Source organism: Paenibacillus sp. 1_12 (genome assembly GCF_900114475.1).
Classification (GTDB): domain Bacteria; phylum Bacillota; class Bacilli; order Paenibacillales; family NBRC-103111; genus Paenibacillus_S.
The window spans coordinates 12,139-28,608 of the sequence record NZ_FOTE01000034.1 but is presented as its reverse complement, the minus strand read 5'-3'; the positions used below and the strand labels follow the sequence as shown (position 1 = coordinate 28,608).

The 16,470-nt window shown below is 45.6% G+C and carries 14 protein-coding genes; 2 read left to right on the top strand and 12 right to left on the bottom strand.

All coding sequences use genetic code 11. The features are described from left to right. Positions 1-366 precede the first annotated feature (366 nt). The 4 genes from BM210_RS32345 to BM210_RS32330 all read right to left on the bottom strand — a co-directional run bounded on the left by BM210_RS32345 (position 367) and on the right by BM210_RS32330 (position 6,318). Positions 367-1,944, bottom strand: a complete 1,578-nt coding sequence (locus BM210_RS32345) for a SagB family peptide dehydrogenase (RefSeq protein ID WP_091176803.1) — start codon at positions 1,942-1,944, stop codon at positions 367-369. 21 nt (positions 1,945-1,965) lie between these two features. After that, positions 1,966-3,906: a TOMM precursor leader peptide-binding protein gene (locus BM210_RS32340; RefSeq protein ID WP_091176802.1), complete on the bottom strand. Its 1,941-nt coding sequence runs from the start codon at positions 3,904-3,906 to the stop codon at positions 1,966-1,968. Continuing rightward, entirely contained in the window at positions 3,903-5,822 is a 1,920-nt protein-coding gene (locus BM210_RS32335; protein WP_091176801.1) for a putative thiazole-containing bacteriocin maturation protein, read from the bottom strand. Before BM210_RS32335 ends, BM210_RS32340 begins: the two co-directional genes overlap by 4 nt. Before the next feature lie 187 nt (positions 5,823-6,009). Beyond that, positions 6,010-6,318, bottom strand: coding sequence for a heterocycloanthracin/sonorensin family bacteriocin (locus BM210_RS32330; protein WP_091176800.1), 309 nt, complete (start codon positions 6,316-6,318; stop codon positions 6,010-6,012). 224 nt (positions 6,319-6,542) lie between these two features. Here BM210_RS32330 and BM210_RS32325 point away from each other — a divergent pair, with 224 nt between their 5' ends. Next, positions 6,543-6,737, top strand: a complete 195-nt coding sequence (locus tag BM210_RS32325; protein ID WP_091176799.1) for a hypothetical protein — start codon at positions 6,543-6,545, stop codon at positions 6,735-6,737. 520 nt (positions 6,738-7,257) lie between these two features. Beyond that, the gene (locus BM210_RS32320; protein WP_091176798.1) at positions 7,258-8,484 is read left to right on the top strand and encodes an MFS transporter; all 1,227 of its coding nucleotides are present in this window, start codon (positions 7,258-7,260) and stop codon (positions 8,482-8,484) included. Positions 8,485-8,939: 455 nt separating this feature from the next. Here BM210_RS32320 and BM210_RS32315 read toward each other — a convergent pair whose 3' ends face one another. The 8 genes from BM210_RS32315 to BM210_RS32280 form a co-directional block, all read right to left on the bottom strand. Further along, positions 8,940-9,365 carry a GNAT family N-acetyltransferase gene (locus BM210_RS32315; protein WP_177238135.1) on the bottom strand — a complete coding sequence of 142 codons (426 nt, stop codon included), beginning with the start codon at positions 9,363-9,365 and terminating at the stop codon, positions 8,940-8,942. Between the two features lie 190 nt (positions 9,366-9,555). Next, positions 9,556-10,002, bottom strand: a complete 447-nt coding sequence (locus BM210_RS32310) for a VOC family protein (protein WP_091176796.1) — start codon at positions 10,000-10,002, stop codon at positions 9,556-9,558. 500 nt (positions 10,003-10,502) lie between these two features. Then, positions 10,503-11,024 carry a nucleoside deaminase gene (locus tag BM210_RS32305; RefSeq protein WP_305728478.1) on the bottom strand — a complete coding sequence of 174 codons (522 nt, stop codon included), beginning with the start codon at positions 11,022-11,024 and terminating at the stop codon, positions 10,503-10,505. A gap of 546 nt (positions 11,025-11,570) precedes the next feature. Then, the gene (locus BM210_RS32300; protein WP_143101141.1) at positions 11,571-12,335 is read right to left on the bottom strand and encodes a hypothetical protein; all 765 of its coding nucleotides are present in this window, start codon (positions 12,333-12,335) and stop codon (positions 11,571-11,573) included. 240 nt (positions 12,336-12,575) lie between these two features. Continuing rightward, positions 12,576-13,787, bottom strand: coding sequence for an enolase C-terminal domain-like protein (locus tag BM210_RS32295; RefSeq protein WP_091176794.1), 1,212 nt, complete (start codon positions 13,785-13,787; stop codon positions 12,576-12,578). Between the two features lie 19 nt (positions 13,788-13,806). Next, positions 13,807-14,598 carry an SDR family NAD(P)-dependent oxidoreductase gene (locus BM210_RS32290; protein ID WP_091176793.1) on the bottom strand — a complete coding sequence of 264 codons (792 nt, stop codon included), beginning with the start codon at positions 14,596-14,598 and terminating at the stop codon, positions 13,807-13,809. 43 nt (positions 14,599-14,641) lie between these two features. Next, positions 14,642-15,478 carry a carbohydrate ABC transporter permease gene (locus tag BM210_RS32285; protein ID WP_371263576.1) on the bottom strand — a complete coding sequence of 279 codons (837 nt, stop codon included), beginning with the start codon at positions 15,476-15,478 and terminating at the stop codon, positions 14,642-14,644. Positions 15,479-15,486: 8 nt separating this feature from the next. Next, on the bottom strand, positions 15,487-16,437 hold the full coding sequence (locus BM210_RS32280) for a carbohydrate ABC transporter permease (protein WP_218185008.1): 951 nt from the start codon (positions 16,435-16,437) through the stop codon (positions 15,487-15,489). Positions 16,438-16,470 lie beyond the last annotated feature (33 nt).

The following is a 16,470-nucleotide window of genomic DNA, read 5'->3' as shown; positions in this document are numbered from 1 at the left end:
AGGATTTAACGGTTTTCATTTATTAATTTTGCTTTCCAAGTGGCCATTGCATATTTACTCACTTTGAGACAAACCTGTTTTACGTCTCATTTACTTGTTTTCAAAAGCTGGTAATAGCAATCGATACATAATATCAACCTCATTCCTTAAATCTGAACTAAATCCTGTTACTATTTATGATGGGTTCAGATCAGCGTCGCTGTCACCAAGTGTAAATACAAAGGTTAAAATGGGATATGCTTACAGTTGTCCATACGGAAGAAGCCGCCATTCAATTTAGGTGACCTTTAATGTAATCATAATTTTGAGTTCAGACAATTTAGCTTTCTCCAACGATTGCTCTGAACTGACATCGTGATGATATAGCTAGCTATGCAAACTTCCTTCCAACCGAGGACGCTGACGGTGGTGACCGATCGGGATCTGAATCAGACTGGTTTTTCCGCTCTCATTCAATTTGTACAGCTCATCACAAATAGCAGTATTAAATCCGAGCAATGGTCGCCCTCCCATACCCATGGCGGTCGCCGCTAACAGTAAGCTTTGCACAAGCATCCCCGCCTCCATCTGCTGAATACGATATCCCCGATACCCTAGTACCGATTTGTTGTAGTCCTGTGCGCTTACCACATGCAGGCAGAGAGGTACTTGAAACAAGTTGACGTTATTCATGGACATTCCCTGCTGCAATCTTATCCGATGATCTCCTGGACGTACCCGGCACAACAAATGGGCATTACTGTCATAGCGATAGGCACCATCAGGAATACCTTCAACGTTATACAAGCAACAGTACAATGACATACGAGATTCGGAATTTTTATTAGGAGCATTTAGGTCATTATAATAAAATAACGACGACGTCGCTTGTTGTAATAAAGCCGCCACTTCCGAATGCGTCACCTTTCTCAATACGAAATCCGATTCTGGTGAATACCGATTTTGGCAAATAGAGGTCAGATCATACGATAACCGCTTCACGTTGGGCATATATACCGACTGTAGTCTGCTTTCAACATGCTTCGTCTCCACAACGTGTCGAAACGATCCTATTGAGTCCAACATGGACGCTTCGTTCATCTGGGTCAGCATCGGGTACGCTTTGACTTTAAGGGACCGCACGTAATGTTCATGTCGAACTACTGGTAATTCCTTGCACAATTGAACCGCAGAACTCTCCCCCACTTCATCACTCCCGTTGAGCAACCAAGACGTCATGGGCTTCGACGAAAGTGGGATCACCGCATACACACTCTCATCCTTATCGGATATCCCAAGCAGATGATTAACCGCCCGATCCAGAAATTGAAGATACACCCCGGATTCGTAACCATACTGTCGGGTCACTTCAAGTAATTGACCAATCATTACACCCGTATCCAATCCTTGCAATCGATAAGCAAAGTTATTGTATTTATAAAAATTTTTCCAAAACATGACGGAAACCAAAACCGTTGCAAAACAACCCGATATCTCAGATCTACTTCCGAGTGCCTGATTTAGGTAGGAATCAAAGTTCCCCTCACGAAGCAATACTAGCCGATGGTGCGCCGCATCGTAATGATAGACACCAACAGGAGCATCGACTATCTTCAGATATACATATAGCTCGTTTGGATACAACCCGCCACCTGAAGGGACAAAACGTCGGAACATCTGCAACGGGCCTAACTTTTGGTTCATGGAATGGGCCGCAGGGTATTGGCTCAATCGGGTAAGGCCATATACATGCCATAGAAAATGACCGATTGTTGTCAGATCGGGATTGGCGGGTGGTCGATTTCTATTCAATGACAACGGGATTTCCAGGGATAAAGGAAAGACTGGCAATCTGCGATATAGCTTATATGGAAGTGGCGCGTCATCCCAGTCGACTAGCCAGTCCTGCGGTCCGGACTCATTTGTATCCTCATGGAGACTACGCAGGAATGTGTCCAGACTCATCTTCCTTCCTCCTCAGTCGTTTTAAGGGAACGGATGCGGATGTGGATTCAGTTGGTTCAAGAGCAGCGGCTGTTTGACATACCCGAGCAGCGCCGGTACCTTTAACACTCTGTCCAACCCTATCACACGGGTGAGATGTTGACCGAACGTCATCGGAAGCATGCCTGGAATCAATACCTTCACGCAGTACAATTCATTTCGTTGTAATTCAGGCGTTGTCTGATCTACCACGATCACGTCGAGATTTAATCGGTGGAACGCCTGAAGGGCGTCCTTCAGGTCATCGGTCAAATCCGAATGCATTGGCACCCTATTGAATTCCTCCTGAAATGTCTTTAGAGGTCGGTTTTCTTCCAGCAGAAATTGCAGACGATCTTCTGCTTCCGGTAAGCTGTAAAGCATCGAATGGTCTTCCATACCGGTCACCAAGGCTGGGTCATAGAGCATTTGCGTATACTGCTCCCGGTTTTCTTCGAACTTTCCATCAAGTGTCAACGTCATTCCCGATAATTCATGAACCGCACTTTTCGCAGCACGAACGGGGTCCGGATGAGCTCCAGCAGCGCAAATCAGGTTGACTCCCTTTGACTTCATGTTTTTGGCCATTGCCCACACGCTTGGAATTCCATTTTCCATCGTTGCATTATACAAATACACATCAAATCCGGCCACCGTCTGCAAGCGTTGGATCATGAGCTCCAGTTCCATATCCCCTGAAGAATAAGGATCAAGCCTGGGGAGCGGCAGCTCTGCGTACCAGGTCAATAGAAAAGAATCGCGTTCCACCACTTCCATTATGCCGTAAAATATAGCCTCCTCTAAGCTTCCTCCCAATGCGCAGCCGTTGGACGTTTCATAGATAAATCCTTGACCACAGCTCGAACTGTAATAAGCAAGCTGCTGCGGAATTAATATTGGGTTTTGCCGCTCAAACGAATAGCCCCATACCCAATCGATTGGCTCGTCAGGATGAAATGGCTTGAAAGGAAAATGAGGCCGCTCATACTGCTCCTTCGCATACAAACCTACCGTAGCAGGATGAAGGGCATGCTCCGCCAGATTACGGTAACTGTCGTTGACCATCACCCTTTTACCGCGGGGCGCCATACCGCAGTATCGCTCCAAGCCCTCCATAATAGCAGTCAGTTCGCTTTCCGCATACGAGTGCGTACGGCCTGCTGTAGCTTCATCATGGTCGAACATGGGGAGATTTACACTCACATCAGCAAAAGGCGACATGAGATCAACCATTTTCCCATTCAAGAAGCCGGTCTTATAATCCAGATAATCTTTCACTAGAAAGCCTGAAAGCTCCTCTAACGACCGGCTTCGGTAGCTTTTTGTGCTTATCTTGGGACTTGATTGAAGAGAGATGCGGGCCCTTGCTGGTGTATCTTCAGGCATATAGCTGCAAAATGGACAGAGTGGGTCCGGCAGAAAACAGTGGCTGGTGCTCCTTAATGTTTTCATATCCATGAAAAACACTCGTTCTTCCAAGCGGGAAGGGTTGCCCTGAAGCACATCCATCGACTCTTTCACAATTATGTGTGCCAGCTGCAATAGTCCTGCACTTGATGACCAGGCGTCACGAGAATTCGCACCGGTCTTCAGACGCTGCTCCAGCATCCACGTCTCTTTACGGTCACGTCCCGCCATGAGACGCCGAGTGTCAGCACATTGTGTACACCCGGATAAATCAGGTCGGACTAGTGGTCCGATCACACCTTCGCCGAATGCAACAAAACCTCTCAGCCATAGAATAGCTGCTCTCCGGAAAAGCTCTTCCGCTTCCTGATGAACGGAGGGATGCCATGTATCGTGCAGCACCAAAGCGAAATCGACGTCTTTCGGTACGCCTCCCTTAAAGTCGCTCAGACGCACAATCCTGCATAAGGCGGACAGTTCTCGGGTCACAAGATCCGCCAACCCTCCCTCTCCGATAATAGCCAGCCCTCTGTTCATCGGTACTCCCCCTCTCGCAGCAGCACGCCAAACACTCCTCTGAGTTCTTCTTGCAAAAACGGTTCCACGGCCAGATCCATAACAAAGAGCTGTTTGCCGTTCTTTTTCAATATTTGCAAAGCATCCTGTAGAATTTCGGACTGTAAATTTCCTTCACTTGAGGGGATCACAAGGTCAACAACGGTATCCTTGCCAAATCTCACGGACGAAGCTTCCAGCTCCAGCACCTGATTCGAAGGATATTCGGAATTATTTTGCACCTTCTGGAGTGCAGCTTGTAGTCCCTTCTGCAGCGCCATGGTTATATTCAAGTCCGTACTGCCATACCAAAATTCGCCCGTACCGACCCATACTGCTGGAAAGCCCAACACCGACTCTCCCAATCCAATCACCGGTTCTCCCCTCATAGTGGTCAAAGCCTGTAAATAATACCGGATGCGTTGATCCTCCACCCTATTTAACTCAACCCGAGTGACAGTTTGCTCATGAACCTGCTTCATGGCGTGCCGCTTGGCCAAATTGGCTTTTAAACCTCGCAAAACGCCTTCTACTGCCGTTTCACCTACACCGATTCCGACAACCTCTTGCGTGTTTAGGTTGATGTCGGCCAATCGTGATACATAAGCTTCAAGCCCAATCAGTCCCGATTCCCGCCGTGCTTCCTCGTGTGTCATTCCTGTACCGATGAGCTCCGGCAGCAGGTCAGCAGGACCCTGCGATAATGGATCAACCGTCTGAACACGACACTGCGAGAGTGGCAGCTGTCTCAAGTCTCCCTCTTCCCAAACATGGAGAATCCCTGATTGTGCCGAAGTCAAACGGTTCAAATACGTTAGCAGTACATTTTTGTTCGCGTTCCCTTCACTCCCATCAAGACGAAGCTTTGATGCTTGAACCGTTCGGGCTTCCTCAAAACCATGAATCAGAGGATGCGGCATGAAGGGGTGCCAGCTGCCCTCCAACGTTTCCAGGTCCAACAAAAAAAACGAGTTTCTCAGCTCTGAATCCCCGGTAACTGTTTTAAATAGCTCGAACACGATCACATTGGCAAGCATTGCTCCCGCTGTGGATGAGAAATTATGCAGCTCCGGATCCTTAATAACGGCTGGCTGGTGGACCCGACGCCACGCTGATTCCCAGCACCCCTCAGCATCCGGATGTACAACCGGACCTGCCATTCCAATCTGATGCAGGCACATGGCCGGCAGCAAAATCTTCTTCTCCGTTTTGCAAACTGTATGGAGTTGCCGGAACTCCTCTATATCTCCCTCTTGAGATACATACAGAACCGATTGGAATGGCTGGACAACGTCCCTCCAACCGTCTGCTCCTTCCCTTCGCTTCATGATTTCCTTAAGAACCACCTCAGGATCCGTCAGGTGGGCCTTCCCTGCCAATTCCACAAGCCGTTTCCGGTTCGTTGGCACGGAATCGGTTATCAACATATGGATTTTAGGCATCCCTGACTCCATTAATGCGGAAATCAATGCAACGAAGATCGGACCTGACCCGACCGCCAATACGTCAGCCTCTCGATAACACTGAAATCGGTATGCGCCGGAATCGCCGAAACTTTCTAAAAAGGCTATTTGTCCAGCGTACTTTTGGATAATCCCGTCCGTTAATTGATGCGTTAGGTCTTTACTAACATCCCGAACAAATCCTTGTTGATATAACACATTCGCGATTTCATAAACCCGTTCACGGTGCGTGTACGACAATCCGTCTGTCAAATCCGCCAATGTATGTTCTCCACTGAACATAGGAACCAGCTTTTCAATCCACCGATCGATCATCCCGCCTTCCATGCGGAATGTGCCTACGTTATTACGGAAGTACACGCCGTCGTTCGGAACAGGGAGAAAAAACGTGTCATCCTTAACTTTTAAGCGTGCAGCAGGGGTTAGACTTGTCATTTGTCTCCTCCTAATTGTTGCTAATTTCTCTATTGTGAAACCCTCTCTTCCATATTGTATGTACGTTAATTCGTCCCACATGCCTTGCCTGTAATGAATAAATGCCCCTTACAACCTGTTGTTGTAAGGGGCGGGCTCTTCTCCACAGCCGAAGCGATTTTAAATTAACAATCTTGAACCAATAGAGTTAACGACAACGATGAAAGCCGCCACATCCACCACAGCGAAAGCCCCCACAGCGAAAACCGCCACATCCACCACAGCGAAAGCCGCCGCATCCACCACAGAAACCTACACAAGCGCCAACACAAAAACCACCGCAAAAACCTACACAAAAGCCGCCGAAGCCAATGCATTGCCGTGACGGATCCACCTGATTGACGCCATTTGGATACTGAACTCCCGGGTACTGGCCTTGCTGGTTCCAAGGTGTCATCTCTCCAGACTGAAACTGGGAAACACTCAATTGTTGCAGATCATTTTGGAATTGATTCATTGTAAAAACCTCCTATTTTTTTCTGTTCACAGATACAACCATGAAGGAATGAATGAACTTAACATATATTCAATCTATGGTAAGTATCCGCATCTGTTCCTGATTCAAACGCCCATTTTATGGGCATTTGTACTAAATCAAGCTGTTGTGATCGGAGGAGCATGGGATGAGTCTCCCCAATGAAGCATTGATTCGCACAATCGAGTGTCTGGGGTAGCGGTGAAATGTTGTTGAATGGTCAGATGCTGCAGCTTTCACGTAAACATGCGTTGTTACTGCTGCCCGGGATGAAAGCTGTGATCAACCGCATTTACCCGCTTAATCTGAAACGATATCGGGTTTCGTTTGAGCTATTTCGCCATTCCGAATCCACCAATTCATATAGAAGGTACGAAAAAGAACGCTCCTTTCCCGTATAAGGACAGATTACGATATCAGTATGGATTATTTTCCAAGCTGATCAAGCTTTTATAAAGATAATCACCATTCACTGGAGGTGGGCATGAAGCTATGAAGCTACAGTCGAGGACCTGATGCGGAATCGGGTATATCTTTTGACATGTTTCATGGAGGTCGGATATGCTGCCCGACAGGATCTTCGTCCATATATTAGTGTTGTTCCAATTCACCCGTGCTTCAGTTGTCCGCTTTCCATCGGAATGTTCAGATAAAATTTTAGTAATAACTTTCCGCTTGTGAGGACTTATGTATGATAGTCGATTTTAAGGTACTTATTTAATTTCGTCTCTGAAATAATTGTTCTTTTTGCTTTTCTATTGCTTCTTGATATGCAATTAGTATCAGCGGATCCCACTCTACTTTATAACAGGAATCTCACATTCCCCAATTATTTTTTGGACTTTTTGCGAAATGTATATGAAACTTTGTTCAAAAAAATGATATGATGAAAACTAGTTGATCGCTAGGAGGCATCCAGCTTTGAGCACATTAAATCAGAATATGACCCAGGAAGATTCCAACGTACATAGCGCATCCATGCGAAGTAGGGCCAGACAGCAGCAGATGCTCTGGTCACTCGGATTTGCCAGCTTTCTTGTTAACGCGGATAACAGGGCGATCACTCCTATGCTCCCGGCAATCGCAGACCTCTTTCATACGAACGCTTCGGATGCGGCATTGCTTATTACAGCATATTCGATACCTTATGGTGTATTTCAATTGGTTTATGGTCCGATCGTGGATCGGTTCGGCAAAGTGAAAACGATTCTAATTTCCTTAAGTTTATTTTCAATCGGCACGATTGCCTGCGGGCTGATCGATAGCTTCGCATGGCTTTTACTTTTACGTTTTATTACCGGCATGTTTGCCGCGGGTATTATTCCGACTACGCTGGCATTGATCGGGGATCAGTATGACATTTCTGAGAGGCCGCGGGCGATAGCTTTTTTTATGTCGTTGTCGACCACGGGTCAAGCATTGGGGATTGTAATAGGCGGCCTGGTCGCTCAATTCGCCAGCTACCAGCTATTATTTTTGATTCTTGGACTTGTGGCATTTCCCGTCCTATGGTTGTTATGGCAGCAGCGCAAGCATAGTGCTGTTCCTTCGGCGAAGCCGCAGCCTCTCTGCCAACGTTATGTTACGTTAATAAAAATGCGCAGAGCATGGTTGATTTACATGCTCGTTTTTTTTGAGGGCTTTTTGTTTTTTGGCGGTTTTACGTTTCTCGGCGTTTATGGTGTGTCCGTGCTTCATTTATCCTATTTATTCATTGGACTGCTTACTGCGACTTACAGCGCTGGCGCCTTTCTTGGCAGCCGGACGATAACAAAGGTTATAGAGCACATCGGAGCTCCACGTATGCCGATAGTAGGCTCATTACTAATGGCGCTTGGTTTTTGCTTGGTATGGGGCTGGGAAAGCATCATCACATTGACAATAGGTTTTATCGTACTCGGATTCGGATTCAGCTATTGCCATTCAACGCTTCAGACTTATGCCACGGACCTTCTTCCGCAAGGACGGGCAACGGCTGTTTCGGTGTTTGCTTTTTCATTATTTCTCGGCAGCGGGCTGGGGCCTGTAGCAACGGGCAACATTTATGATCGCTTTGGTGTCAGCGTTATGCTTGGTGCTTCATCCGTGGGAATGTTGTTGTTTGGCATACTTTGCCTCTCATTACTTCGTGTATCTGTGCGTACATAATTAAAGAAAGCAAAAGATGAACCAAATGATGGCGAGAAATGTCCGGATTTTCACATAGATGCTGGCAAAACAATGACATCTTGTTTGTGTGTCGCCGGACTTATTTGTTACTAATAAATTCAGATTTTTGAAGATAAATCGATCTATCTTGAGGCAAAGCAACGTTCTCCACTAACCATATAAGTTTTTTGTCAATAACAGAAACAGCGAACTCTTCCCAGATTTCTCTTTCAATTGTCCCGCCAGGTAAAAACCATCTTTGGTTTTCGATTGCCCTTTATAATAGAATCTTATTATTATTATTATTTATTATGATACAACCTATCCTAAACTGAAATTTACATGATTCTTTTTCAAAGGATATCATCTTGACTCATTTAACCAAGTATAGCGTATGCTGCATAGCAACTCTTCGACTATCGTTCTACGACAGCTTAATGTCCAATAAGACCTCTTTATAGGTGCTTGTAATGATATAGGACGTTAGGCAAAGCTACCCACCTATTCTTTTTCCAATACTGAATTGCAGTTGTATTCTCAAGGTATGCGAACAACATAGCGTGACCAATACCCTCTTGTTTGAGTAAAGAAAGACTTCGCTGAACCATTTCGTTTGCTATTCCTTTATGTCGATACTCTTCCGAAACAGCAACATGATATAGAGAGCCGCGTCGCCCATCATGACCACATAATACCGTTCCAATAATATCATCACCCTTCTTAGCGACAGTGCTGAACTCTGGATTACGTTTTAAATATGCGCTAATCCTCTCTCTACTATCGAACTCCAAAGAAATAGTATTGCCAAAGATTTTTGACCAAAAATGAGCTATCTTATCATAATCCTCAATCCTCATTGGACATATCTGAACTTCACTCATAACACACCTCTTTTTATGGCTTGCACAACAATGAATGTATACCATTTATTGAACTATAGAATGCGTTATCCTGTCAGTTAGCTTAATGCTTATATCCAGACTAATACTTTATTTTGTGATATTATCAAGACCGAAATTGAAAAAAGATAGATAAATTAAAGGACACAACATATTTTATATGACTAATATGTTATGTCCTTTTTTCTTCAACTAACGCACCCGTTACTTGCGGCAATTTGCTCATATCCATATACAACAGGTTCCACCGATGACCGTCCGGATCGGCAAAACTGCAGCCGTACATCCAGCCATCCTTTTCGCCCGGCTTGCTGAATACAGTGCCGCCGGCACGTTCGGCTTTCAAAGCGAACTCATCAACTTCATCCCTGGAGTTCGCCCCCAGAGAGAATAATACTTCAGTGCCCTGCCACGAATCCGCAACCTCATTACCAGCAAAACTACGGAACGCGGATCCCGGGAAGAGCATCAAAACAACCTGATTATCGCCGACGATCAAGCTGAATGAGCCATCTTGACTCGCATACTGCTCATTCAACTGAAAACCGAGCTGGGTATAAAATGCCTTTGCCCGTTCTGGTTCTCGCACTGGCAGGTTCAACCATAATTCTCTCGACATACCTAACAACCTCCTGTTATAGAGATGCAGTAATCACTCACCCCTAGATAAATTCAATGCTTATTATAATCTTTCCTTCTTGTTTGGAAATAATCCCCTGTTCAACTATCCTCCCGTTAGCACAATGCGGCTGCCGATCTATGCCAGCAGCCGCGTCTTAGTTATTTATTGAGTTATAGTTCTTCGATAGCTCTATAAGTCTCTCCAATAAATCATGACAGACCAAAATGCTTTTCGATTGCCGATAACATTTGATCTTTATTTGATTGATCAACACTTTCATCAAACACTGAATCCAACCATTGATTTCTATCGTTCCCACACCCTAAGAAAAACCATTACCAGTCACCGCGACGCGGTTAGGCAGTGCAGGGCTGTCTGCTGAATATGCTTCCTCGAAATTCCACTGCAGACCAAGCGCCGTATGGCCCGCGGCATAGACACGGTGTTATGAGAAGTGACCGGCCTCTCGAACCTGCTTTCAAAAATGATTGTTATATCTATTCCTCAATTTCATTATCATATTGCCAAGGTGTATCCTTAAATCCTCGACTTATTGACCATTCAGCCATCATTTTCCTTTGTCTAATTTCTAAATCTCTAAAGGGAGCAGCATCATAAGAAATCTTATTAAATCTATCTAGAAAGTGCGGTCCTTCTTTAAACTTTCTCATTGCACCCATTTCTTTATCATTCGCCGCCCATACCACTCTCTTTATACTAAAGCATAATAATATTGAACAACTACACATTGGACAAGGTTCACAGGTTGTATATAAAGTAAAATCCTCCTTTAAAAACCTCTTATTCTCTATATCTAGCATAGCCAACCCAGATATTCTAATTGCATCAACCTCAGCGTGTGCCGTTGTGTCACAATCTGAAAAAACCTTATTTCTACCTCTACTAATAATCATACCATCTGAATTTACAATTACTGCTCCAATTGGGTAAGTACCTTCTTCTTTCGATTTTTCAGCTTCTTTAAATGCTTCTAATAAAAATTTACGATCATCAATCACTTGATCACCTTCCAATTTTCTTTTAGGTCATTTCACATAACTCTTGTATCTTTGCACCTATTTCATGTAATAATCTTACATGGGAGATTGTTACACGAATCAATTCTGTTCCAGCCTCAAGCAAATGCTGGATGAATATGAACGGTTTGAATGGGTAGTTTCTGTACTACCCCTTGAATTGATTCTTCTGAATCAGGAAAAGACCACACTCCTTCTTTTGGGTGCCATATTCTACCGGTTATTTTGCGAATATGATTGGTTATATTGATACCAAATAGTCACGAAGTACATAGCCGTTCTGCACTCCTACGTCAGATAACGATTCAACTTTTAACCAATTTATTTTGAAGAGTTCCACAACTTTAATACTCTATGCCTGATCCACGAATTGTGAGTGATGGTTTTTAATAATTATTGTTGAAGCAATCTCCATGATAGATCAACAACATTTCAGAGTTCATAGAAACTGAACGTGCAAGATGAGCAAACCGTCATGCTCGCAGTTTAAGTTCAACGAGAACAGTTGTAATTGTTGCACCAAAACCACTATTTTGATATAAAGCAGTACTCTCTACGCCATTCAAGGGTCTCTCCGGGATCAACTTTAATTTTTATAAACATTTCTGGGCTTACTACATGTGACCTTCCCCAAAGAGCGAATCTAACCAAAGGCATATTTAAGCTTTCTTTTATTGCGACACCGCTTGGTTCATGTGTTAATACCCAAGAAGGATTGCTTATTTCAGGACAATCCTCCCGAAAATAGAAGGTTTCATGTGGTTCTGACAACCATTGAAGAATATCACCGCTTAGTTTAAATATCTTAGGAAGCGAGGATGAAATCTGAAAGGGCAATTGTAGTCGGTATGACGGTCCAAGTATTGACTCATTAATATTAACAAAATTGTGGTTATATTCATCGGTTTCTAGCGTTTTACTGCCAATATTGATCAATTGATAATCTATTCTCAACATATTTTCTTCAATACAAATTGTTTTTTTCAGTCGGGCTCCGTAACCCCTACAGGCTTGGGTAACCGATTCATATGTAATGCTGTTATTAGTTTGCGTGATTTCAATTGGGGATGGGTTAACCGAATAATTTCTAAAGAAGTTATATTCCGCTTCATCGGGCTTAGTTAGTAAACCAATACCGAGCTTTAGGAAAGTTTCTCCGGGAAGACAGTTGTGGTATCCAATCGGTTGATTCATGCCAAACTCATTGCAGAGCCCGAAACCACCTGTTCCCTCACCAGAAATCAAGGATTCAGTGGATGTGAAGGTGTGTTCACCATCCAACGTCACTTTCATAATCTGTCCGCTCCAATCAAATCTGGAACCCTGATATATTTCACCAGGGCGTGCCACTTCAACATTTATTCGCCTATTGCTCAGAGTGATAGTGCATTTGGACATTATGGATCAATCTCCCCTTGGTTTTGTCTTATTATACCATGTATTTCCACCTATTTACCGCGAACCATTCCCCCAAATCAAAAAGGCTGTCCCCCATCGTTAGACATAGGGACAGCCTATAATTCACTCCAATCCCTAAGGTCGTGCCGATGTGCCATCCGGCCTTCTCGCCAGCGTCCAAGCCGGCAGCTTGTTCTCGGTCGGATATTTGCCCGCCAACTCCTCGTTAATGTCAATGCCAAGGCCCGGCTTACCGTTCAAGTAAGCGAAGCCGTTGCGGACTTCCGGTGTGCCCGGGAATACTTCGCGGATCACATCGGAGGGATTGTACCATTCCTGGATGCCGAAGTTCAGCGAGCTCATATCCAGATGCAGATTAGCCGCATGACCGACAGGCGATACGTCGCCGGGACCGTGCCAAGCGGTGCGTACGCCGAACGCCTCTGACAACACAGCCAGCTTTCGCGCAGGTGTGATGCCCCCGATCGCGCTGATGTGGCAGCGGATAAAGTCGATCAATTGATTTTTGATCAACGGAATCCATTCCTGCGGGTGAACGAACAATTCCCCCATTGCAATCGGCGTGGAGCATTGATTACGAATGGCGTGAAACCAGTTCAGATCCTCCGGAGCGAGCGGGTCTTCCAGGAAAAATAAACGATACGGTTCCAATTGCTTGGCTAGACGTACAGCTTCGATCGGAGCGACCCGTTCATGAATATCGTGGAGCAGCTCCACTTCATATCCGATTTTGGAACGGATATGCTCGAACAAGGCAGGTACGCTACGGGCATAAGCATCCGGATCATAATAAGCTCCCGCAACTGCCCCTTCGGGGGTATGCATGGCTTTCTGCTTACCACCATATCCGCCCCATTGGCAGCGAATATACCTATAGCCTTGCTCTTTATATCGGATGACGTTCTCTTCGACCTGCTGCAAGCTTGTGCCGTCAGCATGACGATAGACCGCAGCCGCCTCTCTGCATTTGCCCCCAAGCAGGTCATATACCGGCATGCCCGCTATTTTCCCTTTGATATCCCAAAGAGCCATGTCGATCCCTGATATCGCATTGTTAAGCACGGGACCGTTACGCCAATACGAGCTGACCAGTGCCGTATTCCAAATGTCCTCGATGCGGGATGGATCTTTTCCAATCAAAAACGGCTTTAAATATTCATCAATCGCCGTAGCAACAGCCAAATATCGCTGGGTAAACGTCGCGCAGCCCAACCCGTATAATTCGGGTTCGTTTGTCTCGATCTTCACAACGACCAGATTGATGCCCTCGGGGGCGGTTAATATCGTTTTAACATCTCGGATTACCAATTTTTCACTCATCGCCATAGCTTGATACCGTCCTTTTCTAATTCAATTTTCCCCAGATGTTGTCTGGGTCCACGCTAGGTGTTTCGGGCATTCCCGGCAAAATCAGACCACCATCGACCCGTAAAGTGATGCCAGTAATATAGGAAGCCTCATCGGAGCATAAGAACGCTGCGGCGCCACCGATATCCGTGGGGAGTCCCATCCTTCCAAGCGGAATCCGCTTTCCCAGCTTCTCATGATACTCGGCCGCAGGTCTGACCCTGATGGCGCCTGGGGCAATCGCATTGACACGAATGCCATAAGGTGCGAGCTCGAGAGCGATTGATTGGATGGAACGATCCAACGCCGCCTTGAGCCCACCATAAATTGCGTCCGACGGGTAAGCTCTTGTTCCTCGAGACGATGTCGTATACAGGATGCTGCCTCCGATCTGCTTTTCGATCATATGCTTGGAGACAAGGCCGGTAATCAGCATCGGAGCTCTATAATTCAAATGAAAGAGGAAGTCCATGGTCTCTTGGGTATACTCGGTAATTTTTCCAAGGCGGGTAATTCCGGCATTATTGACTAAAACATCGATAGTCTCGAACTCTTTAAGTGCACTTTCAACTAACTGCCCTGACGTTTCCGCCAAGCAAAGATCCCCTTGGAAAACTACACACCTTCTGCCGTGAACCTGTTCGATTTCCCGTGCGACTTCTCTAGCCTCTTCCGGCTCATTTAGGTGTGACATAAAGATATCGTATCCGCAGGAAGCCAGTTTCAAAGCAATTCCTTGGCCAATTCCCGTACTGGCTCCAGTAACGATAGCCGTTCGACTTCGTTTCATGGCAGCGCCTCCTCTCGCATTTCCCCATTCTCGTTCATTGCAGTCATCCTTTGACCGCTCCAGCCAGCCCTTCAATAAAGTATCTTTGGAAAAACAAAAAGATGATGATCGTCGGCGTAACCGAAATCAGGGCGCCTGCGGCGAAGCCGGCCCAATCCACAGCACTCTCCCCGAAAAAGGAATACATCCCCACACCGAGTGTCCTTAATTTGGGTTTTGAAAGCGTGAATACCAACGGAACCAAAAAGGCGTTCCAGGAGCCGATGAAATTAAAAATGGTTACCGTACCGATAATCGGCTTCGTGAGTGGGAGCATAATTTTCGAGAAAATCACTAGAAATTTGGCTCCATCCATAACTGCAGACTCTTCTAGCTCCGCTGGGATGTTCGAAAAGTAGCCCATGAATAGCAGAATCGCCACGATGTTGGCCGGCCCCGCTTCAGCCAATATGATTGCGGCATAGGAATTATTGAGCCCCAGCCCTTGAATCAGCTCGAATACAGGTAGTATCGTGACCCCCTTCGGCAGAAACATGGTAGCCACCAGCCCTGTAACAATCCACTTTTTGCCCGGCATATTTCCACGAGCAAGCGCATAGCCTGCCGTCGCAGATATGATGAGAATTAGCAGTACGACAGAACAGGTGACCACTACGGAATTGAAGAAATAAGCTGCAAACTTGGCTTTGACCCACGCCCGCTCCAGATTAGCCAAGGTGAAGGTTTCCGGGATTAAATGCGCCCCGCCAAGAAGCATTTCCTTCTGTGACTTGAATGCCGAGGAGATCATCCATAAAAAGGGATAGCTCCAAAGGACGACAAGCGGGATAAAGACGATATGAAAGACGGATTGGCCGAGTTTCCTGCTCAATATAATCACCTCACAATTTAACGATATTGTCCGACTTTTTTCAGAACTGGGGCCTGTAGCAATGTGATTAGCATGACCGTGACTCCGAATAAAAACCCTGCGGCGGAGGCAAATCCATAGCGCGGAAGGTTGCTCTCGGGAGAAAAGGCATACCGGTAAACGTAAGTATCCACCACATCCGTCGTATACATCGGGCCGCCATTCGTTAAGGTTTTGATTAGGTCGAACGGATGGAGACTGCCGATAAACGTCAGCAGCAGGATGACCGACCCGATCGGTGCAATCAACGGTATAGTAATGTGGATGAGCGCTTTCGTCCGTGTGGCCCCATCAATTTTGGCAGCCTCATACAGCTCCGCAGGAACGGTTTGCAGCGCAGCCAACCAATAAATGATCGTGATTCCAATATTTTTCCAGATAGCTACAGCAATAGCTGTGGACAGAGCCAACTTTGGATTGCCCAAGAAATTAATAGGCTCCATCCCGACCATTTTTAAAAAGGCGCTGATCGCTCCCCCCACCGGATGTAGCAATAACGTGAATACCAAGCCAATGACCGCTGTCGTTGTAATAACCGGTAAGAAAATGAACAGGCGATACACATTTCTTCCCTTTAATAGTATGTTGTTGAGTATCATCGCCAAGATTAGAGCGAGCGGATATTGAATGGCGACTTGGGAAAAAGCGAAAATATAATTATTCTTGAACGCGTTCCAATAATACGGATCGATAATGATCTCCTTGAAGTTACCCAGTCCGATAAATTTCGTCGGTGCTCCTACGCCATCCCAATTAAAGAAAGAGTAATAAATACTTCCCGCCATCGGCCATAATGTAAACATCCCAAACAAGATCAGCATCGGAGTAACGAAGATATAGTGCCATGTATGCTGTGACATTCGGGAAAGCAGCTTATTCCGTCTTGGTTTTGCAACCTCGGAAGAAAGACTCATCTTGGTCGTCGTCATATGCATGCTCCTAAAAGATTAATATTCATCTTG